The following is a 26,713-nucleotide window of genomic DNA, read 5'->3' as shown; positions in this document are numbered from 1 at the left end:
AAAATTTAGAAAGAAAATTAGCATCCCTGTAGCATCTCAAAAAAGGTTTATTAATTTGATGCTCTTTTTATTTGTTATTGGAAGCGGTTTTGTTTTTTATAAAATCCCTGTTGAAAGTTTGAATGTTGATCGTTGGAGTGTTATTACTTCATTTTGGGATAATTTTTTTAAAGGGGAATATGTATATTTTGCTAAATCGACTATGGGCAATCATCCAGGACCAATGCCTTTTTATTATATATTAGCCTTTCCATTTTATTGTATAGGTGAGTTAGGATGGTATTCTGTACTTGGAGTTTTTGTATTCTATACTATCTTGATTTATTCAGAAAAAACATTTCATATCCGATTTATTTTTTTACTGTTAATTTTGATTTCTCCATTTTATCTTTGGGAAGTTATGACGCGAAGTAATATTTTTCTTAACGGTAGTTTGGTTTTATTTTCACTTGTTTATTTATTTGAATCATTTAAAAAGAAACACTCTAAGAAGCTGTTTTTTAATGGAATAATAATCGGCTTGCTTCTTTCTACTCGAAATGTTTTTGTTATTCCTTATATTATAGCATTCCTCTTTGCTCTGAAAGATATTAGGGTTAAATTTTTGGAAACGATTTATATTGGAATTGTGGCCATAATTGTTTTTGCATTAACATTTCTGCCATTTATTTGGAATCATTTATCAGATTTTATGCTAATGAATCCGTTTATTATTCAATCTGGTTATTTGATGCCTACTGAATTTAGTTTGTTCTGTATTCTACTTTCATTTGGGACTTTTTGGTTTTGTAAAGTAAAAGAAGATGTATATTTTTTTAGTGGTATGATACTTTTTTTTACAATTATATTGCATTTTTTCTATCAAATGTCACTACATGGTTTTGTGGAAACTTTTTTTAAAAGCAGAGCAGATATTTCTTATTTTATATTGTGTATTCCTTTTTTTCTTTATTTTTTAATAGAGAAGGAGAATGATACGAATAGCTTGTTGAAATTTGAGTAAGTTTAATTATTATTAACGCCTGAAACGGTGGGTAATGTTTGATTAATTTTGCTTAATAGTATAAAATTCATCCCGAGTTTTTTTCAGTTGATTAGCAGTTTTTAAGTCTCTTTTACCGAAATAATATGCACTGGACAAGCTTTTTGAGCCGCTTCACACGATTCTACAAGCGTATGATTTGGCGATTTTAAAGTATAAAATCCCTTCGTGTTTACCGATTTCAACAAAACGGATTTGCCATCTTTTTTAGACATTTGAAATTGTGCTGGAGCCATTTCCACACAATAATTACAACCTATACATTTGTCTCTTTGCAAAGTGATGATAACCATTATTGCTCTACAATTTTATATAATTTATCAGAATTTCTAACTCTAAACGGAAGTTTTAACGTGCAACTATCTCCTTTTGACGCTTTTTCTAATTTTAAATCATTTACCATCATTTCTTCAATAACCAACTCTTGAACACCTGTACTCGGACCCGTAATCATGATTTTGTCTCCCAGTTTTATGTCGTAAGCTTCAATCTTAAATTCGGCAATACTAGCTTTTGGAAAAAAATGAACGCCTTTGCCCACATATACTTTTTTCTGTGTTGCATTTGAGCCTGGATTGGCACTCCATTCGCCTAATTTTTGACCTAAATAATAACCAGACCAAAATCCGCGGTTATAAACCGTACTTAAATCTTCCATCCAACCCGTAATTTTTTCGGGTGTAAAAGTGCCTTCATAGTAGGCATCGATTGCCTCACGATAGGTTTTAGTGACCATTGCAACATATTCAGGAGCACGGCCACGACCTTCTAATTTCAATACTTTAATTCCTGAATCGATCACTTGGTCTAAAAAATCTAGTGTACATAAATCTTTGGGCGACATCATGTATTCGTTATCAATTTCGATTTCAAAACCAGATTCTTGGTCAATAACGGTATACTTTTTCCGACAGTTTTGCTTACATGCTCCACGATTTGCAGAAGAATTGTGTGAATGCAAACTCAAATAACATTTTCCAGAAACGGCCATGCACAAGGCTCCGTGGCCAAAAATTTCGATTTCAATTAAATTGCCACTCGGTCCTTTAATTTGTTCTTTTTCAATTTGCTCCGTTATTTTTTTGACTTGTCTCAAACTTAATTCGCGAGATAAAACAATCGTATCTGCAAATAGGCTGTAAAATTTTACGGTTTCTACATTTGTCACATTCAATTGTGTTGATATATGAACTTCCACACCAATTGCTCTTGCTGATGCAATTACGGCTTGGTCTGAAGCAATAACCGCAGTAATTCCGGCTTCTTTGGCTTTGTTTAAAAGAGTTTTTACCACTGAAATATCGTGATCGTAAATAATGGTATTTAAGGTAAGATAGGTTCGAACATTTTTGGCACTACAACGTTTGGCAATTTCAGTTAAATCATCCATTGTAAAATTAATGGTGGCTCGAGCCCGCATATTGAGTTGTTCCACGCCAAAGTAGATTGAATCGGCACCATTGTCTAAAGCAGCTTGTAATGATTCAAAATTTCCTGCAGGAGCCATGAGCTCTATTTTTCCGGATCTGGTCATAACTACGAAAGTATTTTAAATAATTTATCTGATAACCTTATCCGAAAAGGAACAGAGAAAGTCAATTTATCACCCGGTTTAGCCACGGTATTTTCCGTTCCATTCACCACTATTTTATCTAAAATAAGTTCTTGGTTTCCTGTTGTTGGACCAGAAATAAGAATTTTATCCCCAATAGTTACTTGTTGGTTTTCTATTAAGAACAATCCCACTTGAGCTTTAGTGTAATAATGTTGGGCTTTTCCAACCAATACTTTTTTCTGTTTGATACGTTCGCGAATGGGCTTTGGTTTTTCTGCAATAGCCAACGATAAATCGCTTAATTCGCCAGAATGTTTATATTTTAAAGCAGCAGATTTCCCTTTTTTGAAAATCATATTTCCTTTTTGGATGCCTTGACGTAATTTAACTTGTTCTGCTAAAGGCAAATGTGTTATTTCCTGACATGCTGATGAGCAGCAATTCTCCATTTTTTCTTGGCATTCGTCACATTGAATAAACAACAAATGACAACCATCGTTCACACAATTTGTATGATTATCACAAGGTTTTCCGCATTGATGGCATTGAGAAACGATATCTTGAGTGATACGTTCGCCTAAACGGTGGTCGAACACAAAGTTTTTCCCGATGAATTTACTTTCTAAACCTTCTTGTTCAATTTGCTTGGCATATTCGATGATTCCGCCTTCTAGTTGATAGACGTTTTTAAACCCTTTGTGTTTAAAAAATGCACTGGCTTTTTCGCATCGAATTCCGCCCGTACAATACATCAACAAGTTTTTATCTTCCTTAAAGTTTTTTAATTGTTCTTCAATCAGTGGAAGTGACTCTCTAAAAGTGTCCACGTCGGGCGTAATGGCTCCTTTGAAATGACCGATTTCGCTTTCGTAGTGATTTCTAAAGTCAACAACAATCGTATTTGGATCGTCTAAAAGCGTGTTAAATTCCCTTGCTCTTAGATGAATTCCTTTGTTTGTTACATCAAAAGAGGAATCGTCTAATCCGTCTGCAACAATTTTATGTCTAACTTTTATGGTTAATTTTAAGAAGGAATGATCGTCTTGCTCGCGTGCAATATTGAGTCGGATTCCTTGCATGAAAGGGTAGATTTCAAGTGTTTCTTTAAAATCATAGAACGAATCTGCCGGAAGCGAAAGTTGAGCGTTAATTCCTTCGTGAGCAACATAAATTCTGCCTAAGACATCCAATGGATTCCAGGCTAAGAATAAATCGTCTCTAAATTTTTTTGGGTCTTCAATTTTGGCGTAGGCATAAAAAGACAACGTCAATCGTTGTTTGCCAGCTTGGTCAATAAGCTCGGCTCTTTCCTCTGCTCGCATTGTGTTGTACAGTTGCATGCTATAAACATTTTGAGTGAGTAAATATATCGTTGAGTTCTAAATGGAAGAATTCGGTGCAAAGATATAAAAAAAGGAGTAATTTAGGTAAGCTGACTTTGCTTACTCTTTTCTTGAAGTCGCATCTGCAATTAAATAACCCAATAAAACAGTTGGAAATAAAACGCCAATAATCGCTTCAAGTATACTGGTCGATTGGGAGGCATAAATTATCGGAGAAATAGCACAAAGCCAACCGTACACAAAGTAATATAGGTTGATTGAAGTGCTGAAATTCAAAAAACATTGAATACATTAAACAACTAATGAAGGTTGAAATTGTTTTAGAGTTTTATACATTTTTCGTAAATACAATACCTAACTTTAGTTTAATTTATCAAAAAATTTATAGTTGACAAACCAATTTATTAATATTAAAAACCAAAATATTTAATTAAACCCAACGAAAAATAGAATAAAATTTATAAAAAGTATATCAGAAACAATACGTTAGTTTTGGGAAATTCTTAACAAATCAATATATTTACGACCGAAAAAAATTCAAAATGAAAATGTCGTATATTCCTAAAATATTGCTTGCTAATTTATTTTTTCTGGCAATTTTAAGTTCATGTAAAAAAGAAGCAGTACCAGAAATGAACCCGCTTGAGGTTCTTGTTTTAGATATAGTTCAGCAAGATGTACGATTAGAGTCGGAATTCAGCGGACAAACTTTTGGACAATCGGATATTCAAATTAATCCTCGAGTCGATGGCGTAATTGAAAGCGTGAATTTTAAGGAAGGTGGCTATGTCCAAAAAGGAGATTTACTTTACACAATCGACGCTCTTCCTTATAGTAATAAGGTAAATCAAGCAGCAGGAAATGTAGCAGAGGCTCAAGCCCGATTAGCAAAAGCAAAATCAGACTTTGATATGATTGAGCCTTTGGCCAAAATGAATGCCTTGAGTCAACGTGAACTTATTGCAGCAAAAGAAACCTATAATGCTTCTATTGCCCGAATGAATGCATCCAATGCAGTACTTGAAAATGCTCGTATTGAATTGGGTTATTGTCGGATTTTGGCTCCCATTTCTGGCTTAATTGGAATTTCTAATGTTCGAGTAGGTGATTATATCAAGCCAGGAGGAATGACTATTTTAAATACGATTTCAGACTTAGGCGACGTTCGTGTTCGATTCACTTTAAGCGAACAAGAGTTTCTGCGGCTTTATCGAGAATATAGTAAAGATAATTCCGATTTAAAATCGGCTGGTCAAGAAGTGTCGTTGAAACTGTCGGACGGATCTATGTATCCACAAAAGGGAAAAATGAGTTTTTCAGACAGACAAATTGATCCTTCTACAGGGGCAATGACCTTTGAAACTGCTTTTCCAAACCCCGATAAATTACTTAGACCAGGACAGTTTGTGAAAGTTGGATTGGTAACCGATATTCGTAAAAACGCTATAATTATTCCACAACGAGCAGTGATAGAAATGCAAGGTATTTTTCAAGTTTATGTTGTTGATAAAAACAATACAGTTCAAATGCAAATTATTAAACCTAGTGCCTCTTATAAAAATGGATATGTCATAGAAGAAGGTTTGAAAAATGGATATCGAATTGCATTTGGAGGAAATTCTTCAATGAAAAATGGTAGTTTAATTACGCCAAAAATTATAAAATGGGAACCAGGACAAGAAGTAACCGCTAACCAATAATTGAAGTAATACAAAACTGTTATCATGGGAGATTTTTTTGTTCGTAGGCCGATTGTGGCAATAGTCATTAGTATCATTATTGTGTTGTTAGGATTATTAGCCCTGCAAAAAACACCTATCTCACAATATCCCGATATCAATCCGCCAGTTGTAAAAATCATTACTAGTTTCACAGGAGCAAATGCATTAAATGTAGAGCAAGCTGTCGCCACACCAATTGAACAAAAAGTGAATGGGGTGGAGAACATGTTGTATATGAAATCAACCAATACTTCAGACGGGACTTTAGTTATAGAAGTCACATTTGATGTTGGGACTGATTTAGATAATGCCAACATGCTTACACAAAATCGTCAGGCTCAATCGTTGCCGTTCATGCCATCAAGTGTGAAACAACAAGGCGTTGTGGTAAAAAAATCACTCTCGTTTCCCTTGATGTTATTTACAGTGACATCAAAAAACCCCAATTATGATGCGAAGTTTTTAAATAATTATGCCAACATCAATATTGTCGATCAGCTTTCTCGTATAAAAGGCGTCGGCGAAGTATCCTTGTTTGGTGGAAGCGATTACTCCATGCGTATTTGGCTTAAAGCGGATGTGATGAGCAAATTGGGAATTACAGTTTCTGATGTTAAAAACGCAGTGAACAATCAAAATATGATTAGTCCTGGTGGAAAATTTGGTGCAGAGCCAGCCCCAACAGGAACGGAGTTTACGTATAGTGTTACGCTTCAAGAACGATTAGTGAATGAGGCTGAATTCGGAAAAATTGTTGTTCGAAGTAAAGAAGATGGTTCACAAGTAGTACTAAGCGATATCGCTCGAATTGAATTAGGCACAGAAAATTATAGTTCAAGTTCAAGAAGAAATGGTTCGCCAAGTGCCGGAATTGGAGTATATCAAATGCCTGGGAGTAATGCTTTGGAAGTAGCAGAAGCAGCAAAAAAAGCAATGGAGGAAATGGCTAAAAAATTTCCAACCGATTTAGAATATCAAGTTTCTTTAGATACTACTTTGGCAATTACTGCTGGTGTTGAAGATATTATTCATACACTTTTTGAAGCGATATTTTTAGTGATTTTAGTGGTGTTTATTTTTCTACAAAATTGGCGAGCAACTTTAATTCCGCTAATTACAGTACCGGTTTCACTTATTGGAACATTAGCCGTTTTTCCATTATTGGGCTTTTCTATAAACACCTTGTCGCTCTTAGGTTTAGTTTTAGCAATTGGGATTGTGGTTGACGATGCTATCGTTGTGGTAGAAGCGGTTATTCACCATATTGAAAAAGGTAAATCACCTCGAGAGGCGACTGTTCAAGCGATGAAAGAAGTAACGGGTCCCGTAATTGCAATTGCCTTAATTTTAATTGCTGTTTTTGTACCTGTGGCGATGACACCAGGAATTACAGGGCGTTTTTATCAACAGTTTGCTATTACCATTGCCGTTTCTGTAGCCTTTTCGGCCTTTAGTGCTTTGACTTTGAGTCCCGCCCTCTGTGCTATGTTGCTAAAACCCACCAAACCAATGAGTGAACAAAAGGGATTACTGCCAAGATTCTTTACTGGATTTAATCGGTTTTTTGAAAAAGTTACAGGAAGATACATAAATGGTGTAAATTATTTTGCTAAAAAAGCATTCCGAATTGTTATTCTTTTAGTTGTCGTTTTGGGAATTGTAGCATTGTTGGGAATTAAAATTCCAACCGGATTTATACCCGAAGAAGACCAAGGCTATGCTTTAGTAAACATTCAACTGCCACCTGCTTCTTCGTTGCAAAGAACGGATGAAATTTCAAGAAAAGTAGATCAATTTCTAAGCGAAGAGGAATCGGTTTTATCCTATACAACGATTAATGGATTTAGCATGTTAACGGGTTCCTATCAATCAAGCAATGCGTTTGTGTTTGTTTCCTTAAAACCTTGGGAGGAACGAGCGGAAACTGCCAAACAAGTGATTGACCGAATCAATTTTAGGTTGTCAACTGAAATTAGTAATGCTACCGCTTTTGCATTTGGCCCGCCCGCTATTCAAGGCTTAGGAGCTTCTGCTGGATTTAGTTTGATGCTTCAGGATAGAGGTGGAAATACACCACAATATTTAGCTCAACAAACACAAGCATTTATTGCTGAAGCTAAAAAACGACCTGAAATTAAATCAATCTATACCACTTTTAATGCGGGAAGTCCTCAAATTAAATTAGATATTGATAATGATAAAGCCATGAAATTAGGCATCCCAGTTTCTTCAATTACAGAAACGCTTGGTGCTTTTTTAGGAGGAAATTACGTAAATGATTTCAATCGATTTGGAAGACAATATAAAGTTTTTGTACAAGGAGAAGCTACCGATAGATTAACGCCTGAAAATCTAAGCTCAATTTATGTGAAAAATAGTAAGGGCGAAATGTTACCGATTTCCACATTGGTTACTGCGTCAAAAGTTACAGGGCCTGACTTTACAAACCGCTTGAACTTATTTAGAGCTGCAGAAATTGGAGGCTCGCCCAACAATGGTTTTAGTAGCGAACAAGCCTTAACTGCATTAGAAGAAGTGGCTTCAGAAACATTACCAGCAGACATGAGTTTAGATTATATCAACCTTACATACCAAGAAAAAAACTCACCAGGTGGAGCTTCTGTTTTTATCATGGCGTTAGTTTTTGTGTTTTTAATTCTTGCCGCTCAATATGAAAGTTGGAAATTACCCTTTAGTGTTTTATTAGGAGCACCTTTTGCGGTTTTTGGAGCCTTTTTAGGATTATTTTTAGCTGGTTTGGGAAGCGATGCTTATGTAAATAACGTATTCGCACAAATTGGACTGGTTCTTTTAATTGGACTAGTCGCTAAAAATGCCATTTTAATAGTTGAATTTGCTAAAGAAGAATATGACAAAGGTAAGCCTCTATATGAATCAGCGATTTATGCTGCTAAATTACGATTCAGACCCATTTTAATGACCGCATTTGCTTTTATATTAGGCGTTGTACCTTTATTAACAGCAACTGGAGCTGGTTCACAAGCCCGAATTGTTATGGGGATGGTCGTTTTTAGCGGAATGGTCATTGCTACTTTCTTAGGCGTATTAGTGGTGCCAGGCTTGTATATTATGATTGAAAGAATGGGTAAAAAGCAAGAAACACAACCTTTAGTAGAAACAAAAGCAGATGAAAAACCAACGAATCATGAGTAAAAAATATAACTTCGTTGCCACGTTATTTCTAGTAGCTTTACTCGCTGTAAGCTGTAAAGTTGGACCTAAATATGAACGACCCGAAATAAAGAACAGTCCTAAAGAATATCTAAATAAACAAGCAGAAGCAAAGGTGAATGACTCCATTGCCAACGTAAAATGGTTTGATATTTTTGAAGATGCTGTTTTAAAAGACTTAATTCAAAAAGGACTCGACAATAATTATGATTTAAGAATTGCGTTAGCTCGAATTGAACAATCAAAAGCTGTTCTCGGAATCACGAAAGCCGACTTATATCCTAACATCGGCTATAGCGGTCAAGTAAATAGTCAACAATCACTTTTGCAAAACACAAACTTAACCGCGACTATGTCATGGGAATTGGACTTTTGGGGAAAAGTTAGACATGAAACGGGTGCTTTAAGAAACGAGTTATTAGCCTCGGACGAAGCCAGAAAAGTTGTGGTGTCTAATTTAGTATCCGAAATTGCTTCAACTTATTTTCAATTAAGAGATTATGATAATCGTTTGATTTTTACAGAAAAAACAATTGAATCCAGAAAGCGTTCGGATGAAATTATTAATCAACGATTTGAAAAAGGCTATGTTTCCCAGCTTGATAAAGTTCAAGTGGAACAACAAGTCGCCATTGCTGAACAAGCTTTACAACAAATTAAGAGAACAATTGTTGCTTTAGAAAACGCATTAAATGTATTAACGGGTCAAGTGCCAGGACCGGTTGCACGTGGAAAGTGGAACCATGAACAAACCGTTTCAACCCAAATTCCAGTAGAATTACCTTCTGCCTTATTGGAAAACCGTCCAGACGTCAAAGGCTCCGAACTTCAATACAAAGCGGCTGTAGAACGAATTGGTGTGGCACAAGCGATGCGTTTCCCTTCCTTTAATATTGCTGCTTTTGCTGGGTTTGCTAGTCCTGAAATTTCAAATTTATTCGACAGTGGTTCTTATATTCAAAATGTAGGAGGAGGCTTGTTTGGTCCTCTTTTTAATTTTGGAAAGAACAAGCAACGCGTTACTTTAAATAGACAACTGGCAGAAGAATCAAAATTAAATTTTGAAAAAATAGTTATAAATGCTGTGGCTGAGGTAGAAAATGCTTTAGTTGCTCTGGATACCTATAATGAAGAATGGAATGCTTCAAGTCGACAAACAGAGGCCGCTAGGATTTATTTAAAATTATCTCAAGCCCGTTATGATAATGGCTATGTTTCTTATCTAGAAGTGTTGGATGCTGAGCGTTCTTTATTTGATTCAGAAATTAATTTATCCGACTTGTCACAAGAAAAGCTTTCTGCCGTAATGCGATTATATAAAGCCTTAGGTGGCGGATGGCAGTAAAAGAAAAGTTATATAAAAAACACCTCTAATTTTTAATAAATTAGAGGTGTTTTTGTATAAAATAGTTTGGTTAACAAAACTCTGCGTAAGCATCTTTTAAGTTGTCTGCAATCATTTCTGCTGGACGACCTTCAATGTGATGACGCTCTAACATGTGAACTAATTCACCATCTTTAAACAAAGCAATACTTGGTGAAGAAGGAGGAAAAGGAAACATGTGTTGTCTCGCTGTTTCAACAGCCTCTTTGTCTACGCCTGCAAAAACAGTTACTAAATTTGTTGGCTTTTTTGCTCCATCTAAACTCATTTTTGCTCCTGGTCTAGCATTTCTAGCAGCACAACCACAAACAGAATTTACAACAACTAAAGTAGTTCCTTCTTGTTTTAAAACATTTTCAACAGCTTCTGCAGTATGTAGTTCTTGAAAACCAACTTCTGAAAGTTCGGCTATCATCGGTTTGATCATTTCTTGTGGATACATAATTTTTATTTTAAAGGATATTTATATAAATGAATACTATTAAGCAGTAGTTCATTAGCAAAGATACTATGAATTTTCGTGAAATATTTTAAAGAAACTATAAATTTTGATTAAGTGTTCAATCTAAATTGTCTTGCTAAAAAACACTATAACGTATACCAAAGAAACCTCTAATTCCTTGATTTGGTGCGTAGACATAACTTGGGTCAAAGGTCAAAGCATACGGGTTATTTGGGGTGGCCACAGCATTTCCATCCGCGTCAAAAGTGACTTCTTTGTCAAAAGGATCGTTCGCTCTTGCAATTAAGTTGGGATTGTTTTTGCTAGGAGTCCAATTCAAGAGATTCTTAATTCCGCCATAAAATTCAAAATTCTGTATTTTTTTAAACGTAACTTGAATGTTTTGGATGCTCCAAAATGGAGAATATTCAGGACGTGGATCTAAATCGCTTAACAAAGGCAATCGCATTGGGCCGTAAAGATTTCCGGTATAATCAAACGTTAAATAGCCATTCATTAATTCATAGGAAACACCCCAAATAGCACTAAATTTTTCAGTTAAAATAGGAGAGGTGATTAATCCATCTCTTTTGTTTTTTGCTTCTAAAGCCGTAAAACCTAAATTCGACTTTAGTCCAAAAGGAAAAATAAATTCTGCATTTCCAGTGATTCCATAAGTGTTTGCATAGCCATTTAAATTGCTGTAAATAATTTGATTCGGATTGGTATCATAATCTGGAATAATTTGATTTTTAAAATGAGTAAACCAACTTGAAAACTCTATAATTGCATGTGTGCCTTCGCCTATTTCAAACTTTTTTAAATAATTGACATTGATATTATAGGACTTTTCTGGATCAAGGTCTTCTGTTATAATCACCTCTCTGGCTCCTGTTAGTGCAGCATGTTCTTCGGTAAATAAATTAACAATTCTAAAACCTGTTCCAGCATTAATTCGGAATATATCGTTTTTAGTAGGTTTAAACTTGTAGGCGATTCGCGGTGTTAAAATACTTCCATGACTTGAATTATAATCATATCTTAGGCCTAATAACGCACTTTGCTTTTCAGTTAAAGTAAGCTCATCTTGTATAAATAAACTGCTGATTTTGCTTCGTTCAGCGATGGCTGTTGCTACGGTATTGTCGTTGTAATATTGGTATCGAAAAGCTGTTCCCATCAAAACATCGTGATTTTCAAACTTTTTATCCCACAAGAGTTGGCCAAAAGCAATTTCTTGTTTCGCTAAAAACAATAGGTCGCCATAAGCCGAGTTTTGATTGTGATTCGTATAAGAAAAAGAGGCAAACATGTTTTCTTGAACTGGGAGTTGGTATTTTCCAATTATTGTAACTTTTTTAGACTGATTTTTATAACCAATACTTGAAAATCGTACGGTATAATCGCCTGGTTTTTGCACAACCAATAAATACATTCCGTTTTCGTCGGTTGTGGTACCAATACCGAGAGATAATATATATACATTCACAAACGGAATTGGCTCGTCTTCAGAACTTACCTTGCCTTTCAGGTTGGTTTGTCCATTTACGTAACAAGAAATTAAAAGTAACACTATAATTTTTTTCATAACAATAAATAAATATTTAGACAAACCTAAAAATTATATTTATAATCACAAAATATTTTTAATATATTTGTAAAAATATTAGTCAATGACTACTTCAGAAGAGAATTATTTAAAGGTAATTTATCATTTATCCATGGTCTCTCCAAAAGGAGTTAATACCAATGCTATTGCTGGAATGCTAGAAACTAAAGCCTCTTCGGTAACCGATATGTTGAAGAAATTAGCAGATAAAGAATTAGTCATTTATAAAAAATACCAAGGTGCTTTATTGACTGAAAAAGGAACAATAAACGCAAAAATGATTGTTAGAAAACATCGTTTGTGGGAAGTTTTTTTGGTAGAAAAATTAAATTTTACGTGGGATGAGGTGCATGAAATTGCTGAAGAATTGGAACACATCAAATCGGAGAAATTAATTAATAAATTAGATTCTTTTTTAAATTATCCTGAATTTGATCCACATGGAGACCCTATACCCAATAAAGATGGAGAAATTAAAAAACTCCAAAAACAGTTGTTATCCGATGCAAATAGTAATGTTTCTTATACCTGTGTGGGCGTAAAGGATTCTTCACCTGAATTTTTACAATATTTAGACAAACAAAAAATCGCTTTAGGGTCGATATTTAAAATTATTGAAAAAGACGCTTTTGATGATATACTTCATATTGAAATTAACAATAAAAAGTTAACGATTTCCAATAAAATAGCTTCTAACTTATACGTTAAATAATTATGTTTCAAGATTTATTAACCTATTTAGAAAGTATTGATCCAATTTTAGCTGCTTTTTATGCGACACTCTTCACGTGGCTTGTAACCGCTTTAGGAGCATCATTTGTGTTCTTTTTTAAAAATATGAATCGAACTTTTTTTGACGGAATGCTCGGTTTTACTGGTGGTGTTATGGTTGCTGCGAGTTTTTGGAGTTTATTAGCACCTTCTATTGAAATGAGTGATGGTGAAGGATTTATAAAGGTAATTCCAGCCGCAATTGGTTTTGCTTTGGGAGCACTTTTTATTTTTACACTAGACAAAACATTACCACATTTACATATTAATTTTAAGGAAACAGAAGGTATAAAATCACCTTGGCAAAGAACCACTTTACTAACATTAGCCATAACCTTGCACAATATTCCAGAAGGATTAGCGGTTGGGGTATTATTTGGAGGTGTGGCTGCAGGAATTCCAGAAGCGTCAATTGCTGGTGCTGTGACCTTAGCAATTGGAATTGGAATTCAAAACTTTCCTGAAGGAATTGCCGTTTCGATGCCTTTGCGAAGAATGGGAATGAGTAGAAGAAAAAGCTTTATGTACGGACAAGCTTCCGCTATTGTTGAACCCATTTTTGGTGTTTTAGGTGCTGCAGCAGTAATATTTTTTACACCAATTTTACCTTATGCTCTTGCTTTTGCTGCGGGTGCGATGATTTATGTGGTTGTGGAAGAAGTTATTCCAGAAACGCAACAAGCTAATAATACAGATATTGCAACCTTAGGCTTTATTGGTGGTTTTATTGTGATGATGGTTTTAGACGTGGCTTTGGGTTAATGACAGCCACAATCATCTTCGCCACAACTTTTTTTATTTTTCTTTTTCCAAAAGAATTTTTTATAGAGATAAAAGAGGGCAATCCCTAAAACAATAAATGCTACTATTTCTTGAAATAAGGCCATACTAGATTTATTTTAATAATTGAAAGGAGAGTAAGGCAACAACATAAGCAAATCCGCTCATCACAAAAAGTTGAATCATTGGCCATTTCCATGAATTTGTTTCTTTTTTAACAATGGCAAGCGTACTCATGCATTGCATCGCAAAAGCATAAAAAAGCAATAAGGAAATACCAGAAGCAAACGTATATATTGGTTCGCCAGTTTCAGGATGAACTTCTGAACGCATCCGTTGTTTAATGGTGTTTTCTTCATCTCCGTGACTGCCAACACTATAAATCGTGGCCATGGTTCCTACAAATACTTCTCTAGCGGCAAAAGAGGCAACAATTCCGATGCCAATTTTCCAATCATATCCTAAAGGAGCAATAGCGGGCTCAATAGCTTTTCCGATAATTCCGATATATGAATTTTCTAACTGGAAAGAAGCAACTTTGTCCTCAAGTTCATCTGTAGAAAGCGAACTGTTCTTAGGGTTTGTTCGAACTATTTTCTCGGCATTAGAAAAATTATCTGTGGGTCCATAAGACGCTAAAAACCATAAAACGATAGAAAGCGATACAATAATTTTTCCGGCACCAAAAACAAAGGCTTTCGTTTTTTCAATCACATTTAAACCTACATTTTTATAATAAGGAAACTTGTATTTTGGCATTTCGACCACAAAAAAGTTCTTTGATTTGAGCTTTAAAAAATGGTTTAGAATGATAGCAGAAACAATTGCCATCAAAAACCCAAGAGCATAAAGAATCATAAGGGTTAACCCTTGTAGGTTAAAAAAGCCTAAAAAGCGTTTGTTTGGAATAACCAATGAAATCAAAATGGTATACACCGGAATTCTTGCCGAGCATGTTGTAAATGGCGTTACTAAAATCGTGATGAGTCGTTCTTTCCAATTTTCAATATTTCGAGTGGCCATGATAGCTGGAATGGCACAAGCAGTTCCAGAAATTAAAGGCACCACACTCTTACCGCTTAAACCATAACGCCGCATTCCTTTATCCATTAAAAACACCACGCGACTCATATAGCCACTTTCTTCTAATAAAGAAATAAACAGAAATAAAAAGGCAATTTGCGGGATAAAAATTACTACTCCGCCAATGCCCGGAATGATTCCTTGGGCTATTAAGTCGGTTAGTTTTCCTGCAGGGAGATGTTCAGAAGCCCAAGTGCTCATGGAAGCAAACAGTTCATCAATAAAATCCATTGGAATACTTGACCAAGCAAAAACCGATTGAAAAATTAAAAATAAAATACCAAAGAAAATAACATAACCCCAAATTTTATGTGTCAGTAATTTATCTAATGTAGCTTGGATTCCAGAGGCTTTTGAAACATCAATTTTTTTGGTTTCTTTAAGTAAGTTATTTATAAATTGATACCGTTTAACCGTTTCTTTATGTTGCAAACGCTTTAAATCGCTTTCTGACTTTGCGAATGAATTATCAATGACAACGGCTTTTGAAACCGAACCAAAATTGACATTTTGACAAATAACAAGCCATAATTTATATAACGATTCATTCGGATAAATGCGTCGTAATTCTTCAAAATAAGGTGTGTCAATTTCTGAACTCTTTAAACAGGGTTCTGTAGAAAGGTTTTGATATTCTACTATTAATTTTTTTAATTCAGTTATTCCCGTGGCTTTTCGAGAACTGATTAAAGCAATCTTTGTTTTTAACGCCGTTTCTAAGGCTTGAATATCCAACGAAATTCCTTTGATTTTCATTTGATCAGCCATGTTTATTACTAAGATAGCTGGAATTTCAAGGTCTTTAATTTGGGTAAAAAGAAGTAAATTTCGTTTTAAATTTTCTACATCGGTAACTACGACCACCACGTCTGGATAATCAATATCGTTTTTGTTTAATAACAATTCGATGACAAGGTTCTCATCAATTGAATTGGCATTCAAACTATAAGTGCCAGGTAAATCGAGAATTGTTGCTTTTTGATTTTCACCAAGTGAGCAAACGCCTACTTTTCGTTCAACGGTAATGCCGGGGTAATTTCCAACTTGTTGATTGAGCCCGGTTAATTGATTGAACAAAGAAGTTTTTCCTGTATTGGGATTTCCTATTAAGGCGACTTTTAAAAAAGGGTGCTTCATGAAAATAAATTAAAAAATTTCAACAATAATTTCACGAGCCATTTCTTTTCTAATTGCCAAATGAGTGCCATTCATATCTAAATAAATAGGGTCGCCAAAGGGTGCAACCTGGATTAATTCCACCAAATGACCTTCCATACATCCCATTTCAATTAATTTTAATGGAATTTTATCGATATCAAAGCTTAGAATTACGCCTTTTTCGCCTTTTTTGAGTTGATCTATTGTTTTTTGCAATTTTTATTTAGAATAAATATAAATACAAAAGTACAGTTTTTTAGACAAACAAAAATGATAAAAATCAGTTAAAAAATTATTTTTCTTTGCCTAATAAAAAATGAATGTCTTCAATTAAACGAGCCACTTCTTCTTTTTTAGTGCCATCATAAAAACCTCGTACACGTTTTTGTTCATCCACTAAAATAAAGTTTTCAGTATGTACCATGTCGTATAATTCACCAGCTGTTTCTGTTTTTACGGCAAGATAGGATTTTCGAGCAATATAAAAAATGTCTTTTTTGTCTCCCGTTACGAGATTCCATTTAGAATCAACAACTCCTTTTTCTATTGCATAGTTTTTCAAAACCGGAACGCTGTCAATATGTGGCATCACGGTATGGGAAAGCAACATCACTTGCGGGTTGTTTATAAATTCATTTTGAATATCGACCATATTGTCTTGCATTATTGGGCAAATGGTCGGGCAAGTAGTGAAGAAAAAATCGGCAACATAAATTTTACCTTCATAGTCTTTCTGGGTAATTGTTTTGCCATTTTGATTAGTGAAAGAAAAATCAGCTATCGTATGGTATTTACTAATATGTTGAACGGTACTGTCAACCAATTCTGGATTTACATCGGAAGGATTAAAAATAGGCAAGGTTTTCTTTGGAGTCAACAAACGAAATGAAATAGAGAGAAAAATGGCAGAAAAAACAACCACTCCAACTAGGTAATATTTATATCGTTTTAAAAATAATAACATTTTTTTTTGCAAAGATAAAAAGTTAAAACCCGATTATCTAGCTCTACAAGTGTTAATTAATAGTTTAGTATTCATTTGATTTTTATATTTTTGATAAAATTTTAAGAAAATGAGAAAAATTCTACTAATTATTTTTGTGGTAAACTGTTCAATTTCATTTGCTCAGTTTAATGAAACGGCACCTTGGATGGATGCGGTAGAAAAGAAACAGAATGACGATGCAACAATTGACGAAATTAAAAATGCCTTTGAAACCTATTGGGAAAATAGAGATCATAAAAAAAGAGGCAGTGGGTATAAGCCTTTTATGCGATGGGAAAACCACTGGAGAAACAAAGTTGACTCAACGGGTTATTTAATTACGCCACAACAAATGTGGAAAGAATGGGAGAAAAAGAACAATCATGTGTCTCGAAATTCAATTCAAAATGCGGTTAGCAATTGGGAGCCTTTAGGCCCATATAGTCATACCAATACCGGTTCGTGGTCTTCTGGACAAGGACGTGTGAATGTAGTGGTGGTTGATCCGTCTAACGCCAACACTCTTTATATCGGTGCCCCAGCTGGCGGAATTTGGAAATCGATAGATGCGGGAGTCAATTGGGTTCCTTTATCGGATTATCTTCCACAAATTGGTGTTTCAGGAATTGCTGTAGACCATACTAATCCAGATATTATTTATATTGCTACTGGTGATAAAGATGCAAGTGATTCTTACTCTGTTGGAGTTTTAAAATCTATTGATGGAGGATTAACTTGGAATACGACAGGGCTTACATTTAATAACACGTCGACTTTGGCGAGTGAAATTTTTATGCACCCTGCTGACCCGCAAATTTTATGGGTCGCAACAAGTGACGGACTTTATAAAACAATAAACGCAGGAACAACTTGGGTTAAAAAATTGACTGGAAACGTGAAAGACATCAAATTAAAACCAGGAGATCCTAACTATATTTATGCAGTAACCCAAAATCGATTTTATCGGTCTACAAATGGAGGAGAAAATTTTTCGCAAATAAGTACTGGAATGCCTGCAAATTCAGGACGTTTACTAATTGATGTAACGCCAGCCAATGCAGAGTATGTGTATGTTTTAAGTGCGAGAACAAACTCGAGTTTTCAAGGACTTTATAAATCGACAGATTCCGGACAAACTTTTGCCAAAACGTTTAGTAGTGTTGATATATTTGAAGCCGATCAAGCCTGGTACGATATGGCTTTGGCTGTTTCAGACACCAATGCAGAGGAAGTTTATACCGGCGTTTTAAATATTTGGAAATCTACAACTGGAGGAAATTCATTTACCAAAGTAAACAGTTGGAATCAACCTTTTCAGGCTAGTTATACGCATGCAGATATTCATTTTTTACGATTTTATGATGGTTTATTATATTGTGGTAGCGATGGTGGCGTATATGTTTCTTCTAATGGAGGAACTAATTTTACAGATTTAACGGCTACTGCTCAAATTGGACAATTTTATAAGGTTGCAGTTTCCAAACAAACCGCAACTAAAATTGCTGGTGGGCTTCAAGATAACGGAGGATATGCCTTAAACGGAAACGTATGGCAAAATTTTTATGGTGCCGATGGAATGGAAACTGCAATCGACCCAAATAATAGTAATAAAGTTTACGGATTTATTCAAAACGGAAGCGGATTGTATTTCTCTAACAATTCAGGAGCAAATTTAGCAGGAAGCATTAACGCACCGAGTGGTCAAACCGGAAATTGGGTTACTCCGTTGGTAATTAATTCTGCAGGAGAATTATATTCAGGTTTTAATGGCTTATATAAATTAGTCAACAATACTTGGACGTTAATTTCTACTTCTTCTTTTTCTGGAGGAAATCTCGAAAGAATTACAATTGATCCAACCAATGACAATATAATATATGTAGGGGATGGTAGTGTTTTATATAAAAGCACCGATGCAGGCATCACTTTCTTTACTGCTTTTACATTTACAAGTGGTATAACCGGAATCGAAGTCAATTCGTTAAATAATGAGATTGTTTATGTAACTACGGCTGGAAATGCAGGGAGTGCTTTTCAATCAAATAATGGAGGATTAGGTTTTGTATCTATCGGACAAGGACTTCCAAATATTGGTAAAAACGTAATCAAACACCAAGGAAACCATGTAGATAATCCGTTGTATGTGGGAACTAGTTTAGGGGTTTATTATCGTGATGATACAATGGACTCCTGGATTCCGTTTGATATTAATTTACCTAATGTTGATGTGACGGATTTAGAAATTCATTTAATTGACGAGAAAATCATTGCTGCAACTTATGGAAGAGGAATTTGGCAATCGCCGATACCTTCACAATTAGCTCAAAACGACCTTACGTTAGTTAGTTTAGAAGATCCAGAAACGGATAATATTAATTGTAATGTCAATACGATTTCTTTTCTAGTAAAGAACACAGGTGTTTCAACCGTAACTACCTTTACTCTAAATTACACTATAAATGGGACACCTTTTAGTTATAATTGGAACGGCAACCTCGAATCGCTAACAACTACTTCTGTTCAAATTAATAACTTGAATTTAATTCGAGGAAAATCAATAATTGTCGGAACTGTCGTTTTAGCAGGCGATGCTTTTCCAAATAATAATAGCATTACAGCAACCGTTTTAAATAATGATAATGGAACGGTAGGTGCGTTGAATACTTTTGAAACTCCTTTTTCAAATTTAGTTACGGCACAAGATGGAGATGGAAGCTTGTGGCAAAGAGGAATTCCAACTGGCACGTTGTTAAACACTACTGGTTCTGGAACACGCGTTTATGGCACAAATTTATCGGGTAATTATACCGATGCCACGAAAGCATATTTATATTCGCAATGTTATAATTTAAACCAAATTTCCAATCCTGTTTTACGTTTTAAAATGGCGTTTGATTTAGAAGAAAACTGGGATATTCTTTATGTAGAATACACCACTGATATTGGTCAAACATGGACTGTTTTAGGCACTGCAAACGACCCGAATTGGTATAATAGTAGTCAAACTTCTCAAAATGCAAGTAATTGCTATAATTGCCCTGGAGCTCAATGGACGGGAACAAATACTTCCGTCATACAATATCAATATCCTTTAACGCAATTGGTTAACCAAAGTAATGTTATTTTTAGATTTGTTTTTCATTCTGATGAAGCCGTTGCTAAAGAAGGTGTTATTATTGATGATTTTATTGTCGATGGAACGTTGTCTTCCGAATCATTTAGCATGGAAGCCGTTTCCATTTATCCCAATCCAACAAATGGTATTTTTACAATTGCATATGGTAGTTTAAATCCACAAAAAGTAGAAGTGTTTGATGTGACCGGGAAAAATATTTTAACGATTGAAGCCAATGCCTTATCAGATTCTGCCACACAAATTAATTTAGAAAAAGCAGCTACTGGTATTTATTTTGTCAAAATTACTAGTGATAGCAATCAAATCGTAAAAAGAATCATTAAAAAATAAATTTTTTCAACAATGAATTATAAGAATAAATTTTTTATCGGACTTTTATTTTCAGCGTTCAGTCTGAGTGGAAATGCCCAAGAAAATTCACATGGAATTAATTTAGAATATATGGATACTTCGGTAAAACCAAAAGATAACTTTTTCCGATTTGTAAACGGAACATGGTTAGATAAAACCGAAATTCCTGCCGATAGAACCCGTTGGGGAAGTTTTGACGAGCTTCGTGAAAACACCGACAAAGACATGATGGCCATTCTAAAAGAAGCGTTGAGTAATCCCGCTTATACTAGTGAAACCGACCAAGGAAAAGCCTTGAATTTATATCGTTCTATTATGGATACGATTACTCGCAATAAACAAGGAATTAAACCACTTAAACCGTATTTAGATAAAATCAATGCCGTTAAAAACACGGCCGATTTAAATAAATTATTGATTGAGATGGACAACAAAGGCGGACTTGGCTTTTTTGGTGTTTATGTGGGAACCGATTCAAAAAATAGCAATCGCAATGTAGTAAGTGTTGGTTTAGGAAGTCTTGGTTTGCCCGACCGTGATTATTATGTTTCAAACGATAATGATAGTAAAGAAAAGAGAGAAAAATATGTGATTCACGTGGCTCGAATGCTTACTTTATTAGGCGAAAAACCTGCAAAAGCAAAAGCAGATGCAGAAAAAATACTAGCTCTAGAAATTGAAATGGCAACGCCAAGATTAGACCGTGTTGAACGTAGAGATAGAAGAAAAACATATAATCCAATGACTCTAGCCGAATTACAAACCTTGACACCAACGGTGAATTGGACGAGTTATTTAGAGGGAATTGGATTGCCAGTTGTCGATTCGATAATCGTATCGCAACCGCGTTATATGACTGCTCTAGAAACAATTTTTAAAGCAAACAAAATAGAAGATTGGAAAGCTTATATGCGTTGGACTTTATTAAACCAATCGGCCGGTGCATTATCAACCGATATTGGAAATGCTAACTGGGAGTTTTATGGAAAAACATTAACAGGAGCAATTAAACAACGTCCGTTTGATGAAAGAGCCTTACAGAGTGTGAATGGCACATTTGGTGAAGCTTTAGGTAAAATTTATGTAGAAAAAATGTTTCCGCCAGAAGCGAAAGTGAAAGCTAAAAAAATGATTGATAATTTGTTTTTAGCGTATGAAAATCGGATTAATAATTTGCCTTGGATGGCAACTTCAACAAAAGCAAATGCCTTGGCAAAGTTGAAAAAATTCAATGTTAAAATTGGTTATCCTGATAAATGGAAAGACTATTCTAAAGTAACGATTCTTGGTCCAAAAGAAAACGGAACTTATTTTGATAATTCCAAGCGAATCAGCCAATGGCGAACAGCAGAAAATTATGCAAAATTGGATAAACCAGTAGATAAAACCGAATGGGGAATGTCACCGCAAACCGTGAATGCATATTTTAACCCTTCGTTTAATGAAATAGTTTTCCCAGCGGCCATTTTACAACCCCCATTTTATGATTATAAAGCAGACGAAGCTGTTAATTATGGTGGAATTGGAGCCGTAATCGGTCATGAAATCTCTCATGGTTTTGATGATAGTGGTTCACGATACAATGCCGACGGAAATTTAGTAAATTGGTGGAGTGATGAAGATTTAAAATTATTTACCGATTTAGGAGGAGCTTTAGCAGACCAATACAGTCAGTTGGAGCCTTTGCCTGGTATTTTTGTGGATGGAAAATTTACACTAGGTGAAAATATTGGCGATTTAGGAGGTGTGAATGCTGCTTTTGACGGACTTCAAATACACTTAAAAGAAAGTGAAAATCCAGGATTAATAGATGGTTTTACGCCAGAGCAACGTTTCTTTATTTCATGGGCAACTATTTGGAGAACCAAAGCCCGTGATGAGGCAATTAAAAACTTAGTAAAAACAGACCCGCATTCACCAGGTCAATACCGTGCTTATGTGCCGTTACAAAATGTAGATGCTTTTTATAAAGCCTTCGACATTCAGCCGGGAGACGGAATGTATCTACCAGAAGATAAAAGAGTTAAAATTTGGTAAATTATTTAAAAAATTGATAATCAAAACAATAAAAATAATTTTTACTCGTTATGCTTTGACAATCATTGTTTAAAGAGAGTTAGAGTTAGTTAAATTTTGTTTTGGTGTTTTGAGAAAGGCATTCCTGAATTTAGTTCTGGAACGCCTTTTGAATTTTTAGTGAATTCTCAAATTTTAGGGAGATTCAATATTTTTTTGAGAATTATTTTTTTTACTTTTCCCTACTCAGCTACTCAGCTACTCAGTAACTCATCTCCACAATTTCTCTCACTTTTTCTAATGTAATATTTTGCTTTTCGCCCATCGCTTTCCAACCTCTTTCTTCAAAGCGATTTACAATCACATCGGCTGTTTTTGCATATTCTTTTGTTTGACTTGAAAGTGTCGTTGGCATTCCCATTTTTACTAAAAAATCAACTGTTTTTTCAAGTGCTTGGTTTGCTTTTTCTTCAACCGAAGTTCCAGTTACATTCCAAACGCGTTCGCCATATTGGGCTAGTTTTTCTTTTTTGGTATCAAACATGACGCGATATAAATTCGGACCAATGATAGCTAAAGTTCGAGCATGATCAATTTCATATAAGGCCGTTAATTCATGGCCAATCATGTGCGTTGCCCAATCACTCGGCACGCCTTTTTGAATTAATCCGTTTAAAGCCATGGTGGCACACCACATAAGATTAGAGGCCAATTTATAATCGGACGGGTTTTGAACAACTGCTGGCCCGATTTCGATTAAAGTTTGTAAAATACTTTCGGCAAAACGGTCTTGTAACAAAGCATCATGCGGATAAGTGAGGTATTGTTCCATCACATGGGTGAAAGCATCTACAACGCCATTTTCTAGTTGTCTTTTTGGCAACGAGGCTACCACAATTGGGTCGCAAATTGAAAATTTTGGAAATAACGCACTTCCTCCCAAAGTTAATTTTTCTTGTGTTGCTCCAATGGTCACCACCGCACCCGAATTCATTTCGCTGCCTGTGGCCGGTAAAGTCAGTACCGTTCCAAATGGAATAGTTTTCGAAGTATCTTTAAAAAGCACTTTCTTTTTCAAGATATCAATGGCATCACCTTCATATTTTACCGCTCCAGAAATAAACTTAACACCATCAATCACACTTCCGCCACCAACGGCAAGAATAAAGTTGATATTTTGTTCACGAATGAGTTCAACTGCTTTCATCAAAGTCTCAAACCTTGGGTTAGGTTCAATGCCGCCAAACGCAACCACCTCAAAATCTACTAATGCAGATTCAACCTGTTCATGAATTCCGTTTTTAAAAATACTTCCGCCACCATAAGCCAATAAAATTTTACTGTTTGATGGAATTAATTCTTTTAATTTTGCAATTTGTCCTTTCCCAAAAATATAATTGGTTGGATTATATAATTCAAAGTTTGTCATAATGGTTTTTTAAATATATTGTTACAAAGTTACAAATCTCCTCAACGAACTAGTGATAAAGGAGTGTTAAGAGAAAGAAAAATTAAAATAGAAGATTTTTGTAAAATTATTAATTTGCATGTTCAAGTAATAAGTGCAACAGGTAAAAGTAGAAGGCAGTTGGTTAAATTGCTTATAATAATATAAAAAACTTAAAACAATACAATGGTTTAACTAAATAATCGATAAAAAACAAATAGCAACGTTAAATTACTAAATTAAAGTCATTTGACGTTTAAAACGGTCAATGGTCGATTTTTTAACAAAATTACATTTAATTGATTTACGTTTGTTTCTCTAAAATTTTTATAATACCATAGTTTAATCCTTAAACATAGAGCGTTTCCAAAGTATGTATACAATTAAATACTTTTATATATGGAAACTAAACAATTACGCTTTTTAGGGCTGTTCATGACAGTCTTACTCTTCTTTGTTCATTTTGCTTCTTACGCACAAGTGACTATTACGGCAACTGGGGCTTATTCTCAGGATTTTAATACGCTTTCTTCATCAGGAAGCTCCAATAATTTTACCAATAACAGTACTATTTCTTCTTGGTATATCCAACGAGAAGACGGTAATGTAAATCCTAACAAGTATGCTGCTGGATCGGGCTCAAGCAATTCAGGTGGTTTTTATAGTTTTGGGACTACAGTTGATCGTGCTTTAGGGCAAGTGAACAGCGGATCTACAGATGATATTGCCGTTGGGTTGTTGTTGAGAAATACTTCAGGAGTTACAATTACGAACATTACGATTAGTTATACGTTAGAACAATGGCGAAAAGCAGGAGATGTTACCCAAGGTCTGGCTTTTTCTTACAAAACAAGTTCTAGTGTCATTACTGATTTACAACCTAATACGAGTTCTGGTTGGAGTTCGGTATCAGGGTTAAATTTAAATGGGCCGATATCTTCAGGTTCTGACGATATCGCATTAAATGGTAACAGCCCTGCAAACCGTGTTGCTGCAACTAATGTTTCTATTAGCGGTCTTTCTTTAGTTAATGGTGATTATCTGATGTTAAGATGGCTTGATGTTAATCATAGTGGTAGTGATCATGGTTTAGCCATTGACGATGTGACAGTCAATTATACGGTTCCAAGTGTTATTTTTTCTAATGATATTACTACTAATAATAACACGGCTAATCCTTATACAACGAATCAAGCGGTAGATGCAAATGCAACTGCTACTGGAATAGGAATAGGGAGTGGGTTGACAATTAGCACAGAAAATGGTGCCTATAGTGCAACTGGATGGACAACTAGCGGCTCTTTAGATTCGTCTGATTATTTCGAGTTTTCTGTTTCTCCAGCGGTTGGATATCAATTAAACTTTGAAAGTTTTGATTATCAAGGACAGCGGAGGGGTTTCCTTGCTCCTGAGGATTTTTCTTTTAGATCTAGTTTGTCAAACTATGTAACCGCTATAGGATCAAATTATACTTCTACAAATACAAGTGCTCATAATCGTTCGATAGATTTATCAAGTGGAACCTATCAGAATGTACAGTCCGCTATAACCTTTAGGCTATATGGATATAATTCGGGTATCTTTTTAGACGAATTTGGCATTAACAATTTCACTTTTTTTGGCACTGTTACTATGATTCCTCCCACAGTTGCAAATACTGCCCCAACAGCAATTTGCGACAACGCTTCTGGTCAAGTTACGATTACAGGAAATAATCTAATTCATGTTACGAGTGTAACTGTAGGAGGAACGTTAGTAAGTATAGATTCTCAAAGCAATACACAATTGGTCGTTACGGTTCCTCAGGGAGTTTCGGGCTTAGTAACGGTAACAAATGAAGCAGGAAGTGCAAATGGCGATACCATTTCACTTTTAAATGCCATAACCTATTATGCAGATTTGGATGGAGATGGTTTTGGAGATGCCGCTAACACTGTTTCTAATTGTACCGGATTGCCAGTTGGCTATGTTACAAATAACACAGATTGTGATGATAATTTGTTGCTATATGAAGATTTGGACTCAGACGGTTTTGGTTCTTTAATTTTTGTTGCTTGTGGAGGCGTTACAAATAATACAGACTCAAATGATAATTTAGTAACTTATATAGATGCGGATGGAGATGGTTATGGCTCTTCTGTATTTGCTCCAACTGGGGTGATATTAAATGGTGATTGTGATGATAACAATCCAGCTATCAATCCAGGAGCAATCGAGATTTGTTATGATGGTATTGATCAAAATTGTGATGGAAGTACAACGGATGGATGTTCTGTAATTACTTCACGTTTACGTGCAGAAAATTGTGATTCCTCTTTAAGCTCATTGAATCAGACGGTTCGTGGCGATCGTTTTTCACAATCAATTCCAAATGGAGTTACTGTGACAGGTTACCGATTTAGAGTAACGAATTTACTGACTAATGCGGTTCGTATTGTAGATCGTTCTAACTATGTTTTCCAATTAACCTATACTGATTTTGCAGAATACGATACGCCTTATTCAGTAGAAGTAGCTCTTCGATTAAACCAAGAGTGGATGGAAGTTTATGGTGCTCCTTGTACAATTGTGACACCAGGAGTTCCAAATACGGTTTTAGCGTCAACTTCATGTGGGGCAACATTAGTACAAATGAATAACATCATTCGTGCAGAAGTAGTTCCATCAGCGTTAAACTATGAGTATAATGTAGCTTTAA

20 protein-coding genes are annotated in these 26,713 nt (G+C 35.1%); 9 read left to right on the top strand and 11 right to left on the bottom strand.

Annotation, left to right across the window (positions count from 1 at the left end):
- Positions 1-58: 58 nt before the first annotated feature.
- Positions 59-1,003, top strand: a complete 945-nt coding sequence (locus tag PHR76_RS04785) for a hypothetical protein (RefSeq protein WP_300059104.1) — start codon at positions 59-61, stop codon at positions 1,001-1,003.
- A gap of 101 nt (positions 1,004-1,104) precedes the next feature.
- Here the strand turns inward: PHR76_RS04785 and PHR76_RS04780 are convergent, their stop codons facing one another.
- From PHR76_RS04780 to PHR76_RS04765, 4 genes are all read right to left on the bottom strand, one after another.
- Positions 1,105-1,335, bottom strand: coding sequence for a ferredoxin (locus PHR76_RS04780; protein ID WP_300059102.1), 231 nt, complete (start codon positions 1,333-1,335; stop codon positions 1,105-1,107).
- Positions 1,335-2,576 carry a peptidase U32 family protein gene (locus PHR76_RS04775; protein WP_300059100.1) on the bottom strand — a complete coding sequence of 414 codons (1,242 nt, stop codon included), beginning with the start codon at positions 2,574-2,576 and terminating at the stop codon, positions 1,335-1,337. The genes PHR76_RS04780 and PHR76_RS04775 overlap by 1 nt, the downstream gene beginning before the upstream one ends.
- Positions 2,577-2,578: 2 nt before the next feature.
- The gene (locus PHR76_RS04770; protein ID WP_300059098.1) at positions 2,579-3,937 is read right to left on the bottom strand and encodes a rhodanese-related sulfurtransferase; all 1,359 of its coding nucleotides are present in this window, start codon (positions 3,935-3,937) and stop codon (positions 2,579-2,581) included.
- A 102-nt stretch (positions 3,938-4,039) separates the two neighbouring features.
- Positions 4,040-4,216 (bottom strand): hypothetical protein, encoded by a 177-nt coding sequence (locus PHR76_RS04765; RefSeq protein ID WP_300059097.1) that lies wholly within the window; start codon positions 4,214-4,216, stop codon positions 4,040-4,042.
- A 266-nt stretch (positions 4,217-4,482) separates the two neighbouring features.
- Here PHR76_RS04765 and PHR76_RS04760 point away from each other — a divergent pair, with 266 nt between their 5' ends.
- Genes PHR76_RS04760 through PHR76_RS04750 form a run of 3 tightly spaced genes read left to right on the top strand, consistent with a single transcriptional unit; the run spans position 4,483 to position 10,198 of the window.
- On the top strand, positions 4,483-5,640 hold the full coding sequence (locus PHR76_RS04760) for an efflux RND transporter periplasmic adaptor subunit (RefSeq protein ID WP_300059095.1): 1,158 nt from the start codon (positions 4,483-4,485) through the stop codon (positions 5,638-5,640).
- A 24-nt stretch (positions 5,641-5,664) separates the two neighbouring features.
- Positions 5,665-8,835, top strand: coding sequence for a multidrug efflux RND transporter permease subunit (locus PHR76_RS04755; protein ID WP_300059093.1), 3,171 nt, complete (start codon positions 5,665-5,667; stop codon positions 8,833-8,835).
- Positions 8,810-10,198 (top strand): efflux transporter outer membrane subunit, encoded by a 1,389-nt coding sequence (locus PHR76_RS04750; protein ID WP_300059091.1) that lies wholly within the window; start codon positions 8,810-8,812, stop codon positions 10,196-10,198. The genes PHR76_RS04755 and PHR76_RS04750 overlap by 26 nt, the downstream gene beginning before the upstream one ends.
- Before the next feature lie 70 nt (positions 10,199-10,268).
- On the opposite strand, the gene PHR76_RS04745 is transcribed toward PHR76_RS04750, so the two are convergent.
- Positions 10,269-10,679 (bottom strand): BrxA/BrxB family bacilliredoxin, encoded by a 411-nt coding sequence (locus PHR76_RS04745; protein WP_300059089.1) that lies wholly within the window; start codon positions 10,677-10,679, stop codon positions 10,269-10,271.
- A gap of 136 nt (positions 10,680-10,815) precedes the next feature.
- On the bottom strand, positions 10,816-12,267 hold the full coding sequence (locus tag PHR76_RS04740) for a TonB-dependent receptor (protein WP_300059087.1): 1,452 nt from the start codon (positions 12,265-12,267) through the stop codon (positions 10,816-10,818).
- A gap of 85 nt (positions 12,268-12,352) precedes the next feature.
- Here PHR76_RS04740 and PHR76_RS04735 point away from each other — a divergent pair, with 85 nt between their 5' ends.
- On the top strand, positions 12,353-13,000 hold the full coding sequence (locus PHR76_RS04735) for a metal-dependent transcriptional regulator (RefSeq protein ID WP_300059085.1): 648 nt from the start codon (positions 12,353-12,355) through the stop codon (positions 12,998-13,000).
- A 2-nt stretch (positions 13,001-13,002) separates the two neighbouring features.
- Complete coding sequence (locus PHR76_RS04730; RefSeq protein WP_300059083.1) at positions 13,003-13,821, top strand: ZIP family metal transporter; 819 nt, start codon at positions 13,003-13,005, stop codon at positions 13,819-13,821.
- On the opposite strand, the gene PHR76_RS04725 is transcribed toward PHR76_RS04730, so the two are convergent.
- The 4 genes from PHR76_RS04725 to PHR76_RS04710 form a co-directional block, all read right to left on the bottom strand.
- Positions 13,818-13,946 (bottom strand): FeoB-associated Cys-rich membrane protein, encoded by a 129-nt coding sequence (locus tag PHR76_RS04725; RefSeq protein ID WP_300059081.1) that lies wholly within the window; start codon positions 13,944-13,946, stop codon positions 13,818-13,820. The genes PHR76_RS04730 and PHR76_RS04725 overlap by 4 nt on opposite strands.
- A 7-nt stretch (positions 13,947-13,953) precedes the next feature.
- Positions 13,954-16,059, bottom strand: a complete 2,106-nt coding sequence (gene feoB / locus PHR76_RS04720; protein WP_300059079.1) for a ferrous iron transport protein B — start codon at positions 16,057-16,059, stop codon at positions 13,954-13,956.
- A gap of 9 nt (positions 16,060-16,068) precedes the next feature.
- Positions 16,069-16,296: a FeoA family protein gene (locus PHR76_RS04715; RefSeq protein ID WP_300059077.1), complete on the bottom strand. Its 228-nt coding sequence runs from the start codon at positions 16,294-16,296 to the stop codon at positions 16,069-16,071.
- Positions 16,297-16,372: 76 nt separating this feature from the next.
- A complete protein-coding gene (locus PHR76_RS04710) occupies positions 16,373-17,044 on the bottom strand; it encodes an SCO family protein (RefSeq protein ID WP_300059075.1) in 672 nt (223 codons plus the stop codon).
- A 109-nt stretch (positions 17,045-17,153) separates the two neighbouring features.
- Here PHR76_RS04710 and PHR76_RS04705 point away from each other — a divergent pair, with 109 nt between their 5' ends.
- Positions 17,154-20,531 carry a T9SS type A sorting domain-containing protein gene (locus PHR76_RS04705; RefSeq protein WP_300059074.1) on the top strand — a complete coding sequence of 1,126 codons (3,378 nt, stop codon included), beginning with the start codon at positions 17,154-17,156 and terminating at the stop codon, positions 20,529-20,531.
- A gap of 12 nt (positions 20,532-20,543) precedes the next feature.
- Positions 20,544-22,589: a M13 family metallopeptidase gene (locus PHR76_RS04700; RefSeq protein ID WP_300059072.1), complete on the top strand. Its 2,046-nt coding sequence runs from the start codon at positions 20,544-20,546 to the stop codon at positions 22,587-22,589.
- Between the two features lie 241 nt (positions 22,590-22,830).
- Here PHR76_RS04700 and PHR76_RS04695 read toward each other — a convergent pair whose 3' ends face one another.
- Positions 22,831-23,997 (bottom strand): iron-containing alcohol dehydrogenase, encoded by a 1,167-nt coding sequence (locus tag PHR76_RS04695; RefSeq protein WP_300059070.1) that lies wholly within the window; start codon positions 23,995-23,997, stop codon positions 22,831-22,833.
- 417 nt (positions 23,998-24,414) lie between these two features.
- On the opposite strand from PHR76_RS04695, the gene PHR76_RS04690 reads away from it, so the two are divergent.
- Positions 24,415-26,713, top strand: a 2,299-nt coding sequence (locus tag PHR76_RS04690) for a MopE-related protein (protein ID WP_300059068.1), incomplete at its 3' end; no start/stop codon positions are given.

The organism is Flavobacterium sp. (assembly GCF_028689845.1).
In the GTDB taxonomy this organism is placed as follows: domain Bacteria; phylum Bacteroidota; class Bacteroidia; order Flavobacteriales; family Flavobacteriaceae; genus Flavobacterium.
This window is presented reverse-complemented; position numbering and strand designations above follow the sequence as displayed.